Genomic DNA, 19116 nt, shown 5'->3' with positions numbered 1-19116 from the left:
AATTCATCCTTATCTTCTGATACCTAAATAACATTCTTCAGATATACAATATACATTATCAAAAAATTAATGTCCTATTTAATCCCTCCCATTATTATAAGCACTGCCAATAACAGAAGGGATAAACAGATGTTTTTCACCACTAATTTTACATAATCCTTAAAAAACACAATTATTTTGTAATTGCATGTAACATTCCTAGTTCATCTCGTGATAAAAAACCAGATGAAATCATATATTCTACAACCTTTTGTAAATATTCAATATTAATTTTCGGCCATTGAAAATCAATAATTTCTAATTTCTTTTGTGTCCTGATCGAATCTAATCTTACTTCTTTATATCGACCCTCCATTTTTTCTCCTGATACCATGAGCATTTGAATATCTTCTTGCCTATTTTCATCTTGAGATATTTTTAACATAAGTTGTTGATACTCTAAATCGTCAAGCACTTCAATCGAACACCCTATTTGTTTAAATATTCCCACGACATCTTTAAGTTCAAGCTTCTGATGATTATACATATGGAAAATATAATCCCGAACATTATCAATATCTATATTCGAAGTAACTAATCTAATAATTGCATTACCACAATAGTCAACAGGTGTGAATTCCACTTTACTTGATAATAAACTATTTGCTACGACACCATATTGCAACATAAATTTAAGTTGACTCATAAAGGCATTGTCTACAATATTAGTTTGGTGCTGACCATCAAAATATCTATTGGTAAGATTACCTACTCGATAGATGTTCGCATTGACTCCTTTGGATATCGCTTTGAAAATCTCATGTTCCGCTAAAAATTTACTTTTAACATACACATTATCTTCATAATTTTGTTCAATATAAAAATCATTTTCCCTGAATACTTGTTCTTTTTCTCCTAATGCAAACTGTCCCGACACGCTCATTGTAGATATATAGTGTAACTTTTTGTTATTGCTCACGAATGTTAGTATCTCTTTTAAGGCCTTAACATTTGCTCTCTCAAAATTGGCGTAATCTCCAAAGTGTTTAGTTAAGGCAGCTGCATGAATTACAGTCTTAATATTTTTATTAAGGACTGCATATATATCTTCATTTAAGCCCAATCTCTTCTCAGCTAAATCACCATTTACAATAAAAATCCGCTCATTTATTAATGCCTCATACTTAATAAATTTTCCTTTAAAATAAAATTGTAAACTTTCCACCAAACGTACTTGTGCTTCCTTTTCATCCCTTCCACGGACTAAACAGTATACTTTACATTTTGTAGTATCAAGTAATTGCTCCAATAAATGTATGCCTAAATATCCTGTAGCACCTGTTAACAACACCTCACTATACTGGTCAAATGTTTGATGCAATTTTGCTATTTCTATTCTTTTCTTTGGTGGCTTTAAAAATTCTATCTGCGGTGTATTTGGCTGTGAATATACACTAGCTCCATTATTGATTTTTTCTGCTATTTTACTTATTGTTTGTAACTCATAGTAGTCCTTAATTGTTACATTCCAACCTTCAGATAATGTTTTCACTAATGTTTCCATAATTTTCATTGAATGTCCACCCAATTCAAAGAAATTATCATGCACACCGATTGTTGATGGCTCCACACCCAGTACACTTGACCAAATTGTCACCAATCTTTTCTCCGTCTCATTACGAGGTTCAATATACTCTACGTTTGCCTGCACTACACTATCCCATTTAGGTAAAGCTGTAGTATCGACCTTACCGTTAATCGTCAGTGGTAAAGCATCCATTTTTACAAAATGGGCTGGTATCATATAATTTGGAAGGTGTGCATTTACATGCTCTCTCCAGTCTTGTACACTTCCTTCACCTACGACATACGCGACTAATCGTTTATCTCCAGATTTATCTTCCCGAGCCACTACAGCGACCTCTTTAATCATAGAGTGTTGGCCTAATACGGTTTCAATTTCTCCTAATTCAATTCGGAAACCTCTAATTTTCACTTGGTTATCAATTCGACCAATATACTCTAAATTTCCATCTGGTAAATATTTAACAGAATCACCAGTTCGATACAACTTAGCATTAGTATCACTATTGAATGGATGTGGAATAAAGGATGCTTCTGTCAATTCAGGACGATTCAAATATCCACGTGCTAATCCAGCCCCTCCAATACACAATTCTCCAGCTACACCAATAGGTACAGGTTGCTGATTTTGATCCAACACATACACTTCCACATTAGAAATTGGACGTCCAATATGAGGTTGACCATTTCCCTCATAAATTCCTGCGGTCGCACAAACTGTTGCTTCTGTCGGACCATAAGCATTGATAAATATAAGATTATTTGACCAACGTTTCGCAATCTCTTCACTACAAGCTGAACCTGCAGAGACAACTACCTTGAGATGTTCAAATTTAGATTCATCTAACACATTTAACACCGTCGGTGGTAAAGTAGCGTGTGTAACCTGATTGTTTTGTAAAAATTTCGTTAATGGTTCCCCAGGCATAACATCTTCTTGGCTACTTACACATAATGTTCCACCAGCTACAAGCGTTGTAAACATTTCAAATACTGCCGCATCAAATGATAAGGAAGCAAATTGGATTACTCTACTGTTTGAATTTAATTGCATTAAGTCAATAATAGTATGAACAAGATTACATAATCCTTTTTGTTCCAGTAACACACCCTTCGGGTTCCCAGTAGATCCTGATGTATAAATTACATAGGCTAAATTCTCTGGAGTCACTTCAATTATTGGATTGGTAATACTCGCCTGTGAAATCATTTCTTGATTTTCATCTAAACAAATAATCTCTATTCCCTCAGGTAACCATCCCTTCACATTTCTTTGCGTTACCATCAGTTTGATATCCGCGTTATCCAAGATATACTTCAGTCGTTGTTCTGGATAAGTTGGGTCCAGTGGGACATATGCGCCGCCCGCTTTCAAGATTCCAAGTAAACCAACAATCATTTCTAAAGATCGTTCCACACAGATTCCAACCATCGTCTCAGGTCCTACACCTTTTTTCTGTAGGGAATGAGCCAATTGATTCGCTCTTTCATTTAATTCTTTATAAGTAAGTTGTTGATTCTTATAGACTAAGGCCACTGCCTCTGGTGTTTGTGCTACTTGTTGTTCAAACAATTCTTGAATGACATATTCTGTCGGATATTCTACTCTTGTATCATTCCATTCCTTTAATAATTGCTTCTCTTCACCTTTACTCATCAATTTCAAGCTTCCAATAGATTTTTGAGGAGAATCCATCACTTCACTTAACCAATTTTCAAAATGTTTAGCCATTCTCTTTATTGTAGAGGCATTAAATAAGTCTGTATTATACTCAAAGGCCAATTGTAATCCCTCTTCAGTTTCTTCCATCCCTACTGTTAAATCAAACTTCGCTACTGCCATATGATTTTGAATTGGTTCTAAACTGTGATCCAATACCTTCGGTAGCTCTCTTGAATAAGTCTGTAAAGTAAACATCGTTTGGAATATCGGTGAATGGCTAGCGTTTCGTTCTGGTTGTAATACTTCAACTATTTTTTCAAAAGGAACATCTTGATATTCTTGAGCTTTAAGTGCCTTTCCTTTCACTTGCGCTACCAATTCTTTAAATGTTGAATCCTCAGTAAGGTTTGCGCGATACACAAGTGTATTAACAAAGAATCCAATAAGCCCTTCAATTTCCTTATAATTTCTGTTAGCAATAGGACTTCCGACTAAAATATCTTGTTGTCCTGTATAACGTGAAAGAAATCCTTGATAGCCAGCTAACAATGTCATAAATAATGTGGCATCTACCTCTCGAGAAAAGACTTTAATCTTATCTAGTAATGAGGCTGGTAAAGTAACTTGATACGTATTCCCCTTATAGCTTTGTACCGCTGGGCGTGGAGAATCAAATGGGAGTTGCAATACTGGAAGCTCTCCACTTAGTTCTTTTTGCCAATACCCTAGTTGTTGTGCGAGTACTTCATCCTTCAGCCAATTTCGTTGCCATTGTGCAAAGTCAGCATATTGAAGTGCTAAAGGTGGGAGTTGCGCTGGTTTCTCTTCTACAAACGCTTTATACAAAGCAAACCATTCATCAAATAAAATCCCCATAGACCATCCATCAGAAATAATATGATGCATCGTACAAAGAAGTACTAGTTCCTCTTCTTCCATAATAATCAACTGAGTTCGAATTAATGGTCCTTCTTCTAAACAAAATGGTGTTTCTCTTTCCATTTGAACTAGGTTCTGCATTTGCAGGTCTTTTTCTTCCTTCGGAAGATGACGCAGGTCTATTACTTGTAATGGCTTTGGAGTGTAAGCTTTAATAACCTGCATCGGTTCACCATTCATCTCTTGAATTACCGTACGTAATACTTCATGACGTTGTATCAACGCATTATATCCTTTTTCTAATGCTTCAATTCTCCATTTTCCCTTCAAACACCACGCAGTTGGAATATTATAAAGTGAACTATTTGGTTCAAGCTGATCCAAGAACCACAATCGTTGTTGAGCGTAAGATAATGGTACTCGTTCTCCTCGTTCCTTTGGTTGTAATAGTGGAACGTCATAGCCTCTATCCTCTTGTAATAACGCTGTTATCCGCTGTGATAAACCCTCAACAGTAGAGTGCTGGAATAATTCGCGTAATGGTAACTTAGTTTGGAACACTTCTTGTAAACGAGAAACAACTTGAGTCGCTAACAGAGAATGTCCACCCAATTCAAAGAAATTATCATGCACACTGATTGTTGATGGTTCCACACCCAGTACACTTGACCAAATCGTCACCAATCTTTTCTCCGTCTCATTACGAGGTCCAATATACTCTACGTTTGCCTGCACTACACTATCCCATTTAGGTAAAGCTGTAGTATCGACCTTACCGTTAATCGTCAGTGGTAAAGCATCCATTTTCACAAAATGGGCTGGTACCATATAATTTGGAAGGTATGCATTTACATGCTCTCTCCAGTCTTGTACACTTCCTTCACCTACGACATACGCGACTAATCGTTTATCTCCAGATTTATCTTCCCGAGCCACTACAGCGACCTCTTTAATCATAGAGTGTTGGCCTAATACGGTTTCAATTTCTCCTAATTCAATTCGGAAACCTCTAATTTTTACTTGGTTATCAATTCGACCAATATACTCTAAATTTCCATCTGGTAAATATTTAACAGAATCACCAGTTCGATACAACTTAGCATTAGTATCACTATTGAATGGATGTGGAATAAAGGATGCTTCTGTCAATTCAGGACGATTCAAATATCCACGTGCTAATCCAGCCCCTCCAATACACAATTCTCCAGCTACACCAATAGGTACAGGTTGCTGATTTTGATCCAACACATACACTTCCACATTAGAAATTGGACGTCCAATATGAGGTTGACCATTTCCCTCATAAATTCCTGCGGTCGCACAAACTGTTGCTTCTGTCGGACCATAAGCATTGATAAATATACGATTATTTGACCAACGTTTCGCAATCTCTTCACTACAAGCTGAACCTGCAGAGACAACTACCTTGAGATGTTCAAATTTGGATTCATCTAACACATTTAACACCGTCGGTGGTAAAGTAGCGTGTGTAACCTGATTGTTTTGTAAAAATTTCGTTAATGGTTCCCCAGGCATAACATCTTCTTGGCTACTTACACATAATGTTCCACCAGCTACAAGCGTTGTAAACATTTCAAATACTGCCGCATCAAATGATAAGGAAGCAAATTGGATTACTCTACTGTTTGAATTTAATTGCATTAAGTCAATAATAGTATGAACAAGATTACATAATCCTTTTTGTTCCAGTAACACACCCTTCGGGTTCCCAGTAGATCCTGATGTATAAATTACATAGGCTAAATTCTCTGGAGTCACTTCAATTATTGGATTGGTAATACTCGCCTGTGAAATCATTTCTTGATTTTCATCTAAACAAATAATCTCTATTCCCTCAGGTAACCATCCCTTCACATTTCTTTGCGTTACCATCAGTTTGATATCCGCGTTATCCAAGATATACTTCAGTCGTTGTTCTGGATAAGTTGGGTCCAGTGGGACATATGCACCGCCCGCTTTCAAGATTCCAAGTAAACCAACAATCATTTCTAAAGATCGTTCCACACAGATTCCAACCATCGTCTCAGGTCCTACACCTTTTTTCTGTAGGGAATGAGCCAATTGATTCGCTCTTTCGTTTAATTCTTTATAAGTAAGTTGTTGATTCTTATAGACTAAGGCTACTGCCTCTGGTGTTTGTGCTACTTGTTGTTCAAACAATTCTTGAATGACATATTCTGTCGGATATTCTACTCTTGTATCATTCCATTCCTTTAATAATTGCTTCTCTTCACCTTTACTCATCAATTTCAAGCTTCCAATAGATTTTTGAGGAGAATCCATCACTTCACTTAACCAATTTTCAAAATGTTTAGCCATTCTCTTTATTGTAGAGGCATTAAATAAGTCTGTATTATACTCAAAGGCCAATTGTAATCCCTCTTCAGTTTCTTCCATCCCTACTGTTAAATCAAACTTCGCTACTGCCATATGATTTTGAATTGGTTCTAAACTGTGATCCAATACCTTCGGTAGCTCTCTTGAATAAGTCTGTAAAGTAAACATCGTTTGGAATATCGGTGAATGGCTAGCGTTTCGTTCTGGTTGTAATACTTCAACTATTTTTTCAAAAGGAACATCTTGATATTCTTGAGCTTTAAGTGCCTTTCCTTTCACTTGCGCTACCAATTCTTTAAATGTTGAATCCTCAGTAAGGTTTGCGCGATACACAAGTGTATTAACAAAGAATCCAATAAGCCCTTCAATTTCCTTATAATTTCTGTTAGCAATAGGACTTCCGACTAAAATATCTTGTTGTCCTGTATAACGTGAAAGAAATCCTTGATAGCCAGCTAACAATGTCATAAATAATGTGGCATCTACCTCTCGAGAAAAGACTTTAATCTTATCTAGTAATGAGGCTGGTAAAGTAACTTGATACGTATTCCCCTTATAGCTTTGTACCGCTGGGCGTGGAGAATCAAATGGGAGTTGCAATACTGGAAGCTCTCCACTTAGTTCTTTTTGCCAATACCCTAGTTGTTGTGCGAGTACTTCATCCTTCAGCCAATTTCGTTGCCATTGTGCAAAGTCAGCATATTGAAGTGCTAAAGGTGGGAGTTGCGCTGGTTTCTCTTCTACAAACGCTTTATACAAAGCAAACCATTCATCAAATAAAATCCCCATAGACCATCCATCAGAAATAATATGATGCATCGTACAAAGAAGTACTAGTTCCTCTTCTTCCATAATAATCAACTGAGTTCGAATTAATGGTCCTTCTTCTAAACAAAATGGTGTTTCTCTTTCCATTTGAACTAGGTTCTGCATTTGCAGGTCTTTTTCTTCCTTCGGAAGATGACGCAGGTCTATTACTTGTAATGGCTTTGGAGTGTAAGCTTTAATAACCTGCATCGGTTCACCATTCATCTCTTGAATTACCGTACGTAATACTTCATGACGTTGTATCAACGCATTATATCCTTTTTCTAATGCTTCAATTCTCCATTTTCCCTTCAAACACCACGCAGTTGGAATATTATAAAGTGAACTATTTGGTTCAAGCTGATCCAAGAACCACAATCGTTGTTGAGCGTAAGATAATGGTACTCGTTCTCCTCGTTCCTTTGGTTGTAATAGTGGAACGTCATAGCCTCTATCCTCTTGTAATAACGCTGTTATCCGCTGTGATAAACCCTCAACAGTAGAGTGCTGGAATAATTCGCGTAATGGTAACTTAGTTTGGAACACTTCTTGTAAACGAGAAACAACTTGAGTCGCTAACAGAGAATGTCCACCTAATTCAAAGAAATCGTCATAAACTCCAATATTCTCTCTTCCTAAAACTTGTTTCCAAACAACTACTACTAATTCTTCTGCTTGAGTTCTAGGAGGCACATAACCGTCCCCAACAACTTCTTCAGCCGGAAGTGATAAGGCTTTTGTATTAACTTTTCCATTTGGAGTCAGTGGTAATTCATTTAGTTTAACAAAATAAACAGGTACCATATAATTTGGCAGTTGTGCTTTTACATACTCTCTCCACTCTTCACTATTTCCATCTCCAACGATATACGCCACCAACTGTTTTTCTCCAAGTTTATTTTCTTGAGCCATTACAACTACTTCTTTAACAGTAGGATGCTGACCTAAAACTGCCTCAATCTCCCCTAGTTCAATTCGAAAACCTCTAATTTTCACTTGATTGTCAATACGCCCAAGGTATTCCAAATTCCCATCTGATAAATATTTAGCAAAGTCCCCTGTTCGATACAATCTTGCTCCTTTTTTATTGCTGAATGGGTCTGGAATAAAACGTTCTTCTGTTAATTCGGGACGATTCAAATACCCACGCGATACCCCTACTCCACCGATGTATATTTCTCCAGCTACACCAATAGGTACAGGTTTTTGATTTTTATCTAATACATAGATTTCTGTATTAGCGATTGGACGACCAATTGGAGGGGTACCTCCTGTTGATTCCATAGGGAATTCGCATATGGTCGAAAGTACTGTACACTCTGCAGGACCATAGCCATTAATTAATATAAAAGGTAAATCATGAACGGGATAGTGTTTTAATGCTTGTCCTGCCGTCAAGAGGATCCTCAAAGCGGTTTCTTCGGGCCACTGTAACTTTAACGCTCTTTCAGCTAAAGGAGTCGGCATAAAGGCAATTGAAATTTGGTTTGCAACTAACCAATCTCTTAATGCCTCTGGATCTGTTCTAACCATTTCAGTAGGTATATATAAACTAGCTCCTTTTGCTAAATACGGCCAAGTTTCTAAAACAGCTACATCGAATGCTGTACCTGCAATCTGTGTTCCTCTATCTTGCTCCGTTATTTTCCACACATCTTGATGCCAAAATACTAGATTTACCAATGAGCGATGTTCCACCATAACTCCCTTTGGATTTCCAGTAGACCCAGAAGTATAGATTACATAAGCAAGGTTTTCTGGCGCCACATCAATTACTGGACTATAAATACTTTCCTGTGAAATTAGTTCTCTATCCCTGTCTAGATATATATTTTCTATCCCATCAGATAACCATTCTTTTGGATCTTCTTGCGTTATCAAAATCTGAATACCCGAATCTTGTGACATATATCTGAGTCGCTGTTCTGGATAAGCCGGATCTAATGGAACATACGCACCACCTGCTTTAAGAATACCTAAAGCTCCAATAATCATATCTGGTGAACGTTCTACACATAATCCTACAAGGGACTCTGATTTTACTCCTTGTTTCTGAAGATAATGTGCTAATTGATTAGCCTGCTCATGCAATTCACGATAACTCCATACTTGCCCTTCATACACTATAGCGATAGCATCAGGATTTTTATTTACTTGTTCTTCAAGTAAATCTTGAATTACCAGTTCATTTGGATAAGCAACTTTTGTTTTATTCCACTCTACTACCAATTTTTCTACTTCCTCATTTGGCATTAAAGAATGTTCTATTAATAATCTTTCTGGATAACGAGTAACTTCATTTAACCAATATTGAAAATGATTGGCCATCCGTTCTATTGTCGATGCATCAAATAAATCTGTATTATATTCAAAGGCCGTTAATATTCCATCTTTTCCTTTTTCCATCGATACCGTTAAATCAAATTTAGCAACAGATGTATCCATATTTATATTCTCTATAGATCTATTATTTAATTTCGGAAGAGAATCTACGGTATTATTCATAGTAAACATTGTTTGGAATAAAGGTGAGTAACTTGTACTCCGATCAGGTTGTACTTTTTCTACCACTTTTTCAAATGGAATATCTTGATAATCATATGCTTTTAAAACTTTCTGTCTTACTTGACTCAACACTTCTTGAAAAGTTGAATCACCATTTAATTGAACTCGATATGCTAGCGTATTTACAAAGAATCCTATTAGTCCTTCAGTTTCTTTATAATGACGGTTGGCGATAGGACTTCCCACTAAAATATCACTTTGACTCGTATAACGAGATAGGAAACTTTGATAAGCCGCTAATAACGTCATAAACAAAGTAGCACCTTCTTGACGGCTCAATAATTCTAATTGTTCAGATAAACTGTCTGGTAACAAGAAATAGTGCATAGCTCCTGAATATGTTTGAACCGATGGCCGCTGACGATCTGTCGGTAACTGAAGAACTGGGAGATCGCCTGATAATTCTTCCATCCAATAATCTAACTGTTCTTTCATAATACTGTCATCTAACCATTTTCTTTGCCACTGTGCATAATCTGCATATTGAATTGATAATTCTGGTAGCCTTGCAGGTACCCCTTCCACCTCTTCTTCATATAGAGCCATCCATTCTTTTAAGAACACACCCATAGACCAACCATCTGATATGATATGGTGCATTGTACAACTAAGAATCCATTCATCTTGCTCTAACCGAATTAAGTTTACTCTTAATAACGGTCCTATCTCTAAATCGAAAGGAGTTTCCGCCTCTTTTCGAATTAATTGATATATTACCTGTTCCTTTTCATCTAAAGGTAAATGGCTTAAATCTATAACAGGTAATTTTTTAAAATTAGAAGAACTGATTACCTGCAAGGTTTCTCCTTCTATCTCTTGGATAGTCGTACGTAAAATTTCATGACGATTAATTAATGCATTAAGGCTCTTCTCTAAAGCCATCGGTACCCAAATTCCTTTTAAACGCAAAGTAATTGGAATATTATATAATGTGTTTTTAGGCATAAAACGATCAAAGAACCATAATCGTTGTTGAGCATAGGACAGCGGTACAATTTGTCCCCTATCCATTTTTGTTAATGAAGGAATTCCTTTTGATAGTCCCCCCCGGTGAAGCTTTTCCAACTGTTGAGCGAGTGCTTCAACTGTCGAATGTTCAAATAACTCCCGCAAAGGCATTTCTATTTCAAAAGCCTCTTGTAAACGAGACACAATTTGAGTTGCCAATAAAGAGTGTCCACCTAATTCGAAGAAATCGTCATAAACTCCAATCTTATCTCTTCCTAAAACTTGTTTCCAAACAGCTACTACTAATTCTTCTGCTTGAGTTCTAGGAGGCACATAACCGTCCCCAACAACTTCTTCAGCCGGAAGCGATAAGGCTTTAGTATCAACTTTTCCATTTGGAGTTAGTGGTAATTCATCTAGTTTGACAAAATAAACAGGTACCATATAATTTGGCAGTTGTCCTTTTATATGTTCTCTCCACTTTTCACTATCCCCATCTCCGACGATATATGCCACCAACTGTTTTTCTCCAAGTTTATTTTCCTGAGCCACTACAACTACTTCTTTAATATCAGGATGTTGACCTAAAACTACTTCAATTTCTCCTAGTTCAATTCGGAATCCCCTAATTTTCACTTGATTGTCAATCCGCCCAAGATATTCTAAGTTTCCATCTGATAAATATTTGACAGAGTCTCCAGTCCTATATAGCCTTTCTCCCTTTTTGTTACTGAATGGATGTGGAATAAAACGGTCTTCCGTTAATTCAGGGCGATTCAGATATCCACGTGCTAATCCAGCTCCCCCAATACATAATTCTCCAGCTACACCAATAGGTACAGGATTCCTGTTTTCATCTAATACATAGACTTCTGTATTGGCGATTGGGCGACCAATTGGTGGGGTACATCCTGTTAATTCCATATAGACTTCACTCATTGTCGCGACTACTGTACACTCTGTAGGACCGTAATGGTTAATCAAAGTAAAAGGCAAATTACTAGAGGGATATTGTCTTAGTGTATCTCCTCCCGTCAAGAGCACCCTTAAAGCTGTTTCCTGCGGCCATTGTACTTTTAACATTCTTTCTGCTAAAGGAGTCGGCATAAAACTAATTGACACTTGATTTGCAACTAACCACTCTTTTAACGCCTCTGGATTTGTTCTCACCATTTCATTAGGTATATATAAACTAGCACCTTTTGTTAAATACGGCCAAATCTCCCAAACAGCTGCATCGAATGCTACACTTGCAATCTGTGTTGCTCGATCTTGTTCCGTTATTTTATACACATCTTGATGCCAAAATACCAAATTTAGTAATGAACGGTGTTCCACCATAACTCCCTTTGGGTTTCCAGTAGACCCAGAAGTATAGATTACATAAGCAAGGTTTTCTGGTTCCACCTCAATTTCTGGATTATAAATACTCTCTTGTGAAATCAACTCTCGATCTCTATCCAGACATATACTTTCAATTCCCTCTGGTAACCATTCCTTTGGGTCTTCTTTTGTTATCACAATATTAACACCTGAATCTTGTGATATATATTTAAGTCTCTGTTCTGGATAAGTTGGATCTAATGGTACATATGCACCTCCAGCTTTTAAAATACCTAATAAGCCGACTATCATTTCTAAGGATCGTTCTATACATATCCCTACCATCATTTCTCGCTCTACACCCTGTTTACGTAAATAATGAGCCAATTGATTTGCACGCTCATTTAATTCCTTATAAGTAATTTGTTGGTTATTATATACCGCAGCAACTGCTTCTGGCGTACACACTGCCTTCTGCTCAAATAATTCCTGGACAGAATATTCCTTTGGATACTGTATCGTTGTATTATTCCATTCTTCTAACAACTGCTTTTCTTCAATTTCAGATAAGTAAGTAACCTCAGAAAGCGTTTGGTCGGGAACCGCTGTCATTTGAAATAATACTTTCAAAAAGTGATCTTGAATCCTTTGAATTGTTTCTTCACCAAATCTACTTCGATCATACATAAGTTTTACACCTACCTGATTCCCAGGAAGGATTACTAAGCTCAATGGATAATTAACCTGCTCTTCTACATGATGTTCAATGATTTCTAGTTCCATATCTAATGAAGTATCTTTAACAGGATAATTTTCAAAAGCATATAATGTTTGAAATAAAGGAACCCCTTGTGGAATTTCACTCCATCCCTGAATATTCGTCAATGAAGTGTATTCATACTTTCTTCGTTGCAATTCTTTCTTTTGTAATTGTTGAAGCCAATCGACAACCTTACTTTTTTCAGGAACATGTATTCGTGCAGGTAATGTATTAATAAATAACCCAACCATTTTCTCTACACCAACTAATTCAGTTGGACGTCCAGAGCTAATTGCACCAAATAAAACATCCTTCTCTCCACTATATTTACTTAATAAGTAAGCCCAAGCACCTTGAAAAACTGTGTTTAAAGTAAGTTGGTTATTCCGTGCCCACACCTGTAATATTTGTGTTTGTTCTTCAGAAATTAGGTATAAACTCTCTCCATAACCAATGTTTTCTTTTTTATTTTTCTGCTTCATCCCTAAAAGCGTCGGAGATGTAAACCCTCTCAATTCCTCTCTCCAAAAGTTTTCCGCCTGATTTTTATCCTGTCTTCTAATCCAATCAATATATTTTGAATAAGGTGGTGGTTTGGGTAATTCTATATCCTTCCTATCTATCATTTTTTGATATATTGTAAACAATTCATCTAAAACAACTGATCCACTCCATCCATCAAGCAAAAGATGATGGTGTGTCCAGATTACCCTAAATTTTTTATCATCTTCTTCAATTACAGTAACTCTCATCAATGGTGGATCATCAAAACAAAACCCCTCTTTACGATCCGCTATGAGAAATGCATTTAATTTTTTTTCTTGTTCTACCTTAGTCAGTTCAGTCCAGTCTTCTTTTTTTATTTTTAAAGGCACCGTTTGCAATACTGCTTGTAAGGGTTCTTCAACTTCTTCCCACACAAATGCAGAACGAAAAATTTCATATCGATTAACCATATAGTTCCAGGATTTCTCGAAAACTTCAATATCTAATTCTCCTGCAAGTAGAAAAGCTACTTGATTAATATACGGTGAATAATTCTCCTCATTAGTATCATAAAGAGTATGGAATAACATCCCTTCTTGAAGAGGCGACAGTTGATAAATATCTACAATATTACTCATTTTCTTCCTCGTTTCTTTGTTAATTTTGACAAAACTTTTCCTAAGGATGTTTCTGTAAGATTTGCATTAGGAAAATCAGATGCTGTATATGCCGTCTCAGTAACTGAAGAATTAATTAGAGAAACTAATTGCTCAAGCATTATTTCAGCAACATTTTGAATTGTAGAAGCGTCAAATTGTTTATTACTATAACTCCAATGAAAATGTAATTCTCCTCCAACAACCAGACTTACAATATCAATAAGATGTGACCGTTTAGAATCCTTATCATAATTAAATTTAGAAAATTGCGGATTCCCTATAAATATAGAATCTGAATTAATCAATTGATCAAACTGCCCTAGATAATTAAAACTAATAGAAGGATTTTGTTGAAGTTTCAACAAAGGTTCCATATTTTTGCTTAAATAACGTAGAATTCCATAATCAATTCCTTTATTAGGAATGCCTCGTACTTGTTCCTTCACTATTTTTAAAATCTCTTTAGAGGTACATGCATCCTCAATATCTAAATAAAGGGGGTACATGCTAGTAAACCAACCTACAGTTCGAGAAATATCTATTTCATCGACAATTGCTTCCCTACCATGTCCTTCTAAGTGAACAGCTAATGTTGGATTCCCTGTCCACTGCACCATTGCTTGCATTAACGCCGTGATTAGTACCTCGTTAATTTTGGCCTTATAGTTCACAGGCACTTCTTGCAATAAAGTACGCGTATCTTCTTTACCTAATATTAAAGTAAATTGTTTCATAGTTAATTCCGATACTACTTCTGATTCATAATCTTTTGGAAGAGGCACTATTTCTCTTTTAGAATGCTGTCTCCAGTATTCCTCAATTTCTTTCGAAACTCCAAATTCCCCATAATCATTTAGCTTCTGAGACCATTCTTTATATGATGCTGTTTTAGCTGGTAACTGAATAACTTGGTTATTCTTTTTTTGTTGATAAGCCGTTTGGAAATCTTCCAGTAAAACTCTCCAAGATACTCCATCTATCACCAAGTGATGAACCACTATGAGTAAACTTCCATAATGTTTTTCACCTTCATCAAAATAGACTACTCTTAATAGTGGACCCTCATGTAAATTTAAACTAGCTTGGTTTTCTTTGGTCTTTGCAAGTTTCACTTGATCCCAATCTTCAATAGGAATTTCAGTTAATTTAACAATCTCTATCGGGATTTCCTCTTTATTTCCTTTAATCGTTTGATTCCATATCCCATTTGATAAGCAATTGTATCGCATGCGCAATGCATCATGGTGAGAAACAATTGATTGAATCACTTCTTTTAAAATATTGTAATCTAATCTTTCACGGGTTTTAAAAATCATTGATTGATTCCAATGATTTACGTTAGGATGCTGTTGCTCAAAGAACCAACGTTGAATTGGTGTCAATAAAACATCACCTGTCACTATACCTTGCTCTCCCTGCATTTTTGTTACTTTTCCTGCCACTTGTGCTAATTCAGCAATTGTTTGAAATTCAAAAAGCTGATTTGTACTTAATTTTAAACCTGCTTGATTTGCCCGAGAAACAATTTGAATACTGAGTATAGAATCTCCTCCATTCGCGAAGAAATTATCATAAATCCCAATATTTTTGAGGCCTAATACTTGTTCCCAGATAGAAGTCAACAATTGTTCACATTTATTTCTTGGAGCTACGTATTCTTCCGCTGAACTTTGCAAAGCAGGGACTGGTAACACTTTGAAATTTATTTTACCATTAATTGTAAGTGGTAAGGCATCCATTTTTACAAAATGAGCTGGTACCATATAATTTGGAAGGTGTGCCTTTACATGTTCTCTCCAGTCTTGCACGCTTCCTTCACCTACGACATACGCGACTAATCGTTTATCTCCAGGTTCATCTTCCCGAGCCACTACAGCGACCTCTTTAATCATAGGGTGTTGGCCTAATACGGTTTCAATTTCTCCTAATTCAATTCGGAAACCTCTAATTTTTACTTGGTTATCAATTCGACCAATATACTCTAAATTTCCATCTGGTAAATATTTAACAGAATCACCAGTTCGATACAACTTAGCATTAGTATCACTATTGAATGGATGTGGAATAAAGGATGCTTCTGTCAATTCAGGACGATTCAAATATCCACGTGCTAATCCAGCCCCTCCAATACACAATTCTCCAGCTACACCAATAGGTACAGGTTGCTGATTTTGATCCAACACATACACTTCCACATTAGAAATTGGACGTCCAATATGAGGTTGACCATTTCCCTCATAAATTCCTGCGGTCGCACAAACTGTTGCTTCTGTTGGACCATAAGCATTGATAAATATACGATTATTTGACCAACGTTTCGCAATCTCTTCACTACAAGCTGAACCTGCAGAGACAACTACCTTGAGATGTTCAAATTTAGATTCATCTAACACATTTAACACCGTCGGTGGTAAAGTAGCGTGTGTAACCTGATTGTTTTGTAAAAATTTCGTTAATGGTTCCCCAGGCATAACATCTTCTTGGCTACTTACACATAATGTTCCACCAGCTACAAGCGTTGTAAACATTTCAAATACTGCCGCATCAAATGATAAGGAAGCAAATTGGATTACTCTACTGTTTGAATTTAATTGCATTAAGTCAATAATAGTATGAACAAGATTACATAATCCTTTTTGTTCCAGTAACACACCCTTCGGGTTCCCAGTAGATCCTGATGTATAAATTACATAGGCTAAATTCTCTGGAGTCACTTCAATTATTGGATTGGTAATACTCGCCTGTGAAATCATTTCTTGATTTTCATCTAAACAAATAATCTCTATTCCCTCAGGTAACCATCCCTTCACATTTCTTTGCGTTACCATCAGTTTGATATCCGCGTTATCCAAGATATACTTCAGTCGTTGTTCTGGATAAGTTGGGTCCAGTGGGACATATGCGCCGCCCGCTTTCAAGATTCCAAGTAAACCAACAATCATTTCTAAAGATCGTTCCACACAGATTCCAACCATCGTCTCAGGTCCTACACCTTTTTTCTGTAGGGAATGAGCCAATTGATTCGCTCTTTCATTTAATTCTTTATAAGTAAGTTGTTGATTCTTATAGACTAAGGCCACTGCCTCTGGTGTTTGTGCTACTTGTTGTTCAAACAATTCTTGAATGACATATTCTGTCGGATATTCTACTCTTGTATCATTCCATTCCTTTAATAATTGCTTCTCTTCAGCCTCAGGTAATAAATTAACTTTAGAAATGACTTCTTCGCAATTATGTAAAGCGGATGCAATAAATTGCTCTAAATAACGAGTTAGTCTTAAGATTGTATCTTCATGAAAAATGTCTCTATTATATTCGAAATTACCACAAATCGCTTTATCATTTTCTTGTTCAATAAATAATGTTAAGTCAAACTTGGCCGTATTCTTTTCTAAACTATAAGGGGACAATTTCAGTCCATGTAAACTAAATTCATTCGTAGAATTCCCCAAAATAATCGCTGCATCTTGCCTACAAGCTCTTTGTAATGCAAATCCAGTTTGAAAAATAGGTGAATAACTAACATCACGACTTGATTCTAATTCCTTCAACATCATAGGAAAAGGATAGTCTTGATGTTTCACACACTCCTTTAGTTCCTCATTAAGAATATTTAGAAGTTCCTCAAACGAATAACCATCCTTAAAATTAATTCTAATCGGAAGCATATTAACAAAATATCCACAAGTATTACGGAAATCTTTGTTCCGTCTTCCAAATCTAGGCGTTCCTACTATAATTTCATCTTGTCCTGAATAACGATGTAACAAAGCAAAATAAAGGGACAATAAGACTGTATTAAGAGTAAAACCTTTTCTATCACAGAATTCAAGTAAACTCTCACTAATCTCTCTACTTAGCTTAAAAGGTACCAATCCGCCCTCATACGAAGGAACAGGTGGTCGCTTCTTATCAATTGGCAATTCTAGTACCGGGATCTCACCTTTAAGTTTGTTTTTCCAAAATGCCTTCGATGCTTCTCCAGTTTCGCTTAACAATAAGTTTTCTTGCCAAGAAACAAAATCTGAATATTGGAATATAACAGGTTCTAAATCGTAATTAGTTCCTTCTTTTAAGTTTTTATATATCATTCCAAACTCATCTAATATTAGTGATAAAGACCAACCGTCAATAGAAATGTGATGCCATACTAAAAGCAAAATATAATGATTTTCAGCATAACGAAACAATCTCACTCTAAACGCTGGTTCTTTTTCCAATATAAAAGGTTTATACGATTCTTGATATAACTCTCGATTAATAGAGGCTACTTCTTCTGTCCCCACATCAATAACTTTAAAATCTAGAAACGGCTCACTATAAACCTTCTGTACAGGATCTTTCTCCATAACAAAAATAGATCGATAAATCTCATGGCGTTTGATAATTTCAATAAAAGCTCTTTTTACAAGTGAAACATCTAGCTCCGAATAAATATGCCAAGCATATGGTTCGTTATATGAAGATTTATCTGGATACAAACAATACTGCAAAAAAAAGTCCCTTTGTCCCTTGGATAAAGGAATAGTTTTAATAAACTTTTTACTTATCAATCCATTCACCTCTATTAGATTTTTTCAAAATACAGCCATTACAAATTCCTTTAATCGTTATATACAGTTTTTTTGATCCATGACATTCTTAGCTCTTCTGAAAAAAATAAAAATTGCATAAATAAAATTCCTCCTATTTATTCAACCGATTTCTACTACTAATTAACTTTTTTCATCTATCGAAATTCTCAATTAAAATAACCTTCCAATTTGAAATAATTTCTTTAGTAATGCGATTAACTAAGATGCATAGAAGATTGAGGAACGTTTTATTACTAATACTGTACTTTAAAAACCTTATTTATTATATATTAATATAATTTGAAAAAATGTCGAAATTTGGGATAGTTTTAAAAAAATATTTGTCGAATAATGTTTAATATTATCGAAATTCTGATTTTTTAACTTAAAACATTTAATTTAACTACTCTCAGTATAATTGGATAGTGTTTATTACTGCCTTACGTAAAAAAGCTTTGAACCTGAAATAATTAACTTCAAACTAATTATAATTTATTTCATTTTTCAGACTATTCTATAGTCAGCCTCTTT

The 19116-nt window shown here is 35.7% G+C and carries 2 protein-coding genes; both read right to left on the bottom strand.

Annotated features, from left to right (window positions below; translation table 11 throughout):
* Window positions 1-172: 172 nt before the first annotated feature.
* A complete protein-coding gene (locus MKY70_RS02905; protein WP_341074450.1) occupies window positions 173-13990 on the bottom strand; it encodes an amino acid adenylation domain-containing protein in 13818 nt (4605 codons plus the stop codon).
* Window positions 13987-18504, bottom strand: a complete 4518-nt coding sequence (locus MKY70_RS02900; protein WP_445662061.1) for an amino acid adenylation domain-containing protein — start codon at window positions 18502-18504, stop codon at window positions 13987-13989. The genes MKY70_RS02905 and MKY70_RS02900 overlap by 4 nt, the downstream gene beginning before the upstream one ends.
* Window positions 18505-19116 lie beyond the last annotated feature (612 nt).

This window comes from Bacillus sp. FSL R9-9492, assembly GCF_038007365.1.
Classification (GTDB): Bacteria; Bacillota; Bacilli; order Bacillales; family Bacillaceae_G; genus Bacillus_A; species Bacillus_A mycoides.
The sequence above is the reverse complement of the archived record's forward strand: the minus strand, read 5'-3'. Positions and strand labels throughout refer to the sequence as shown.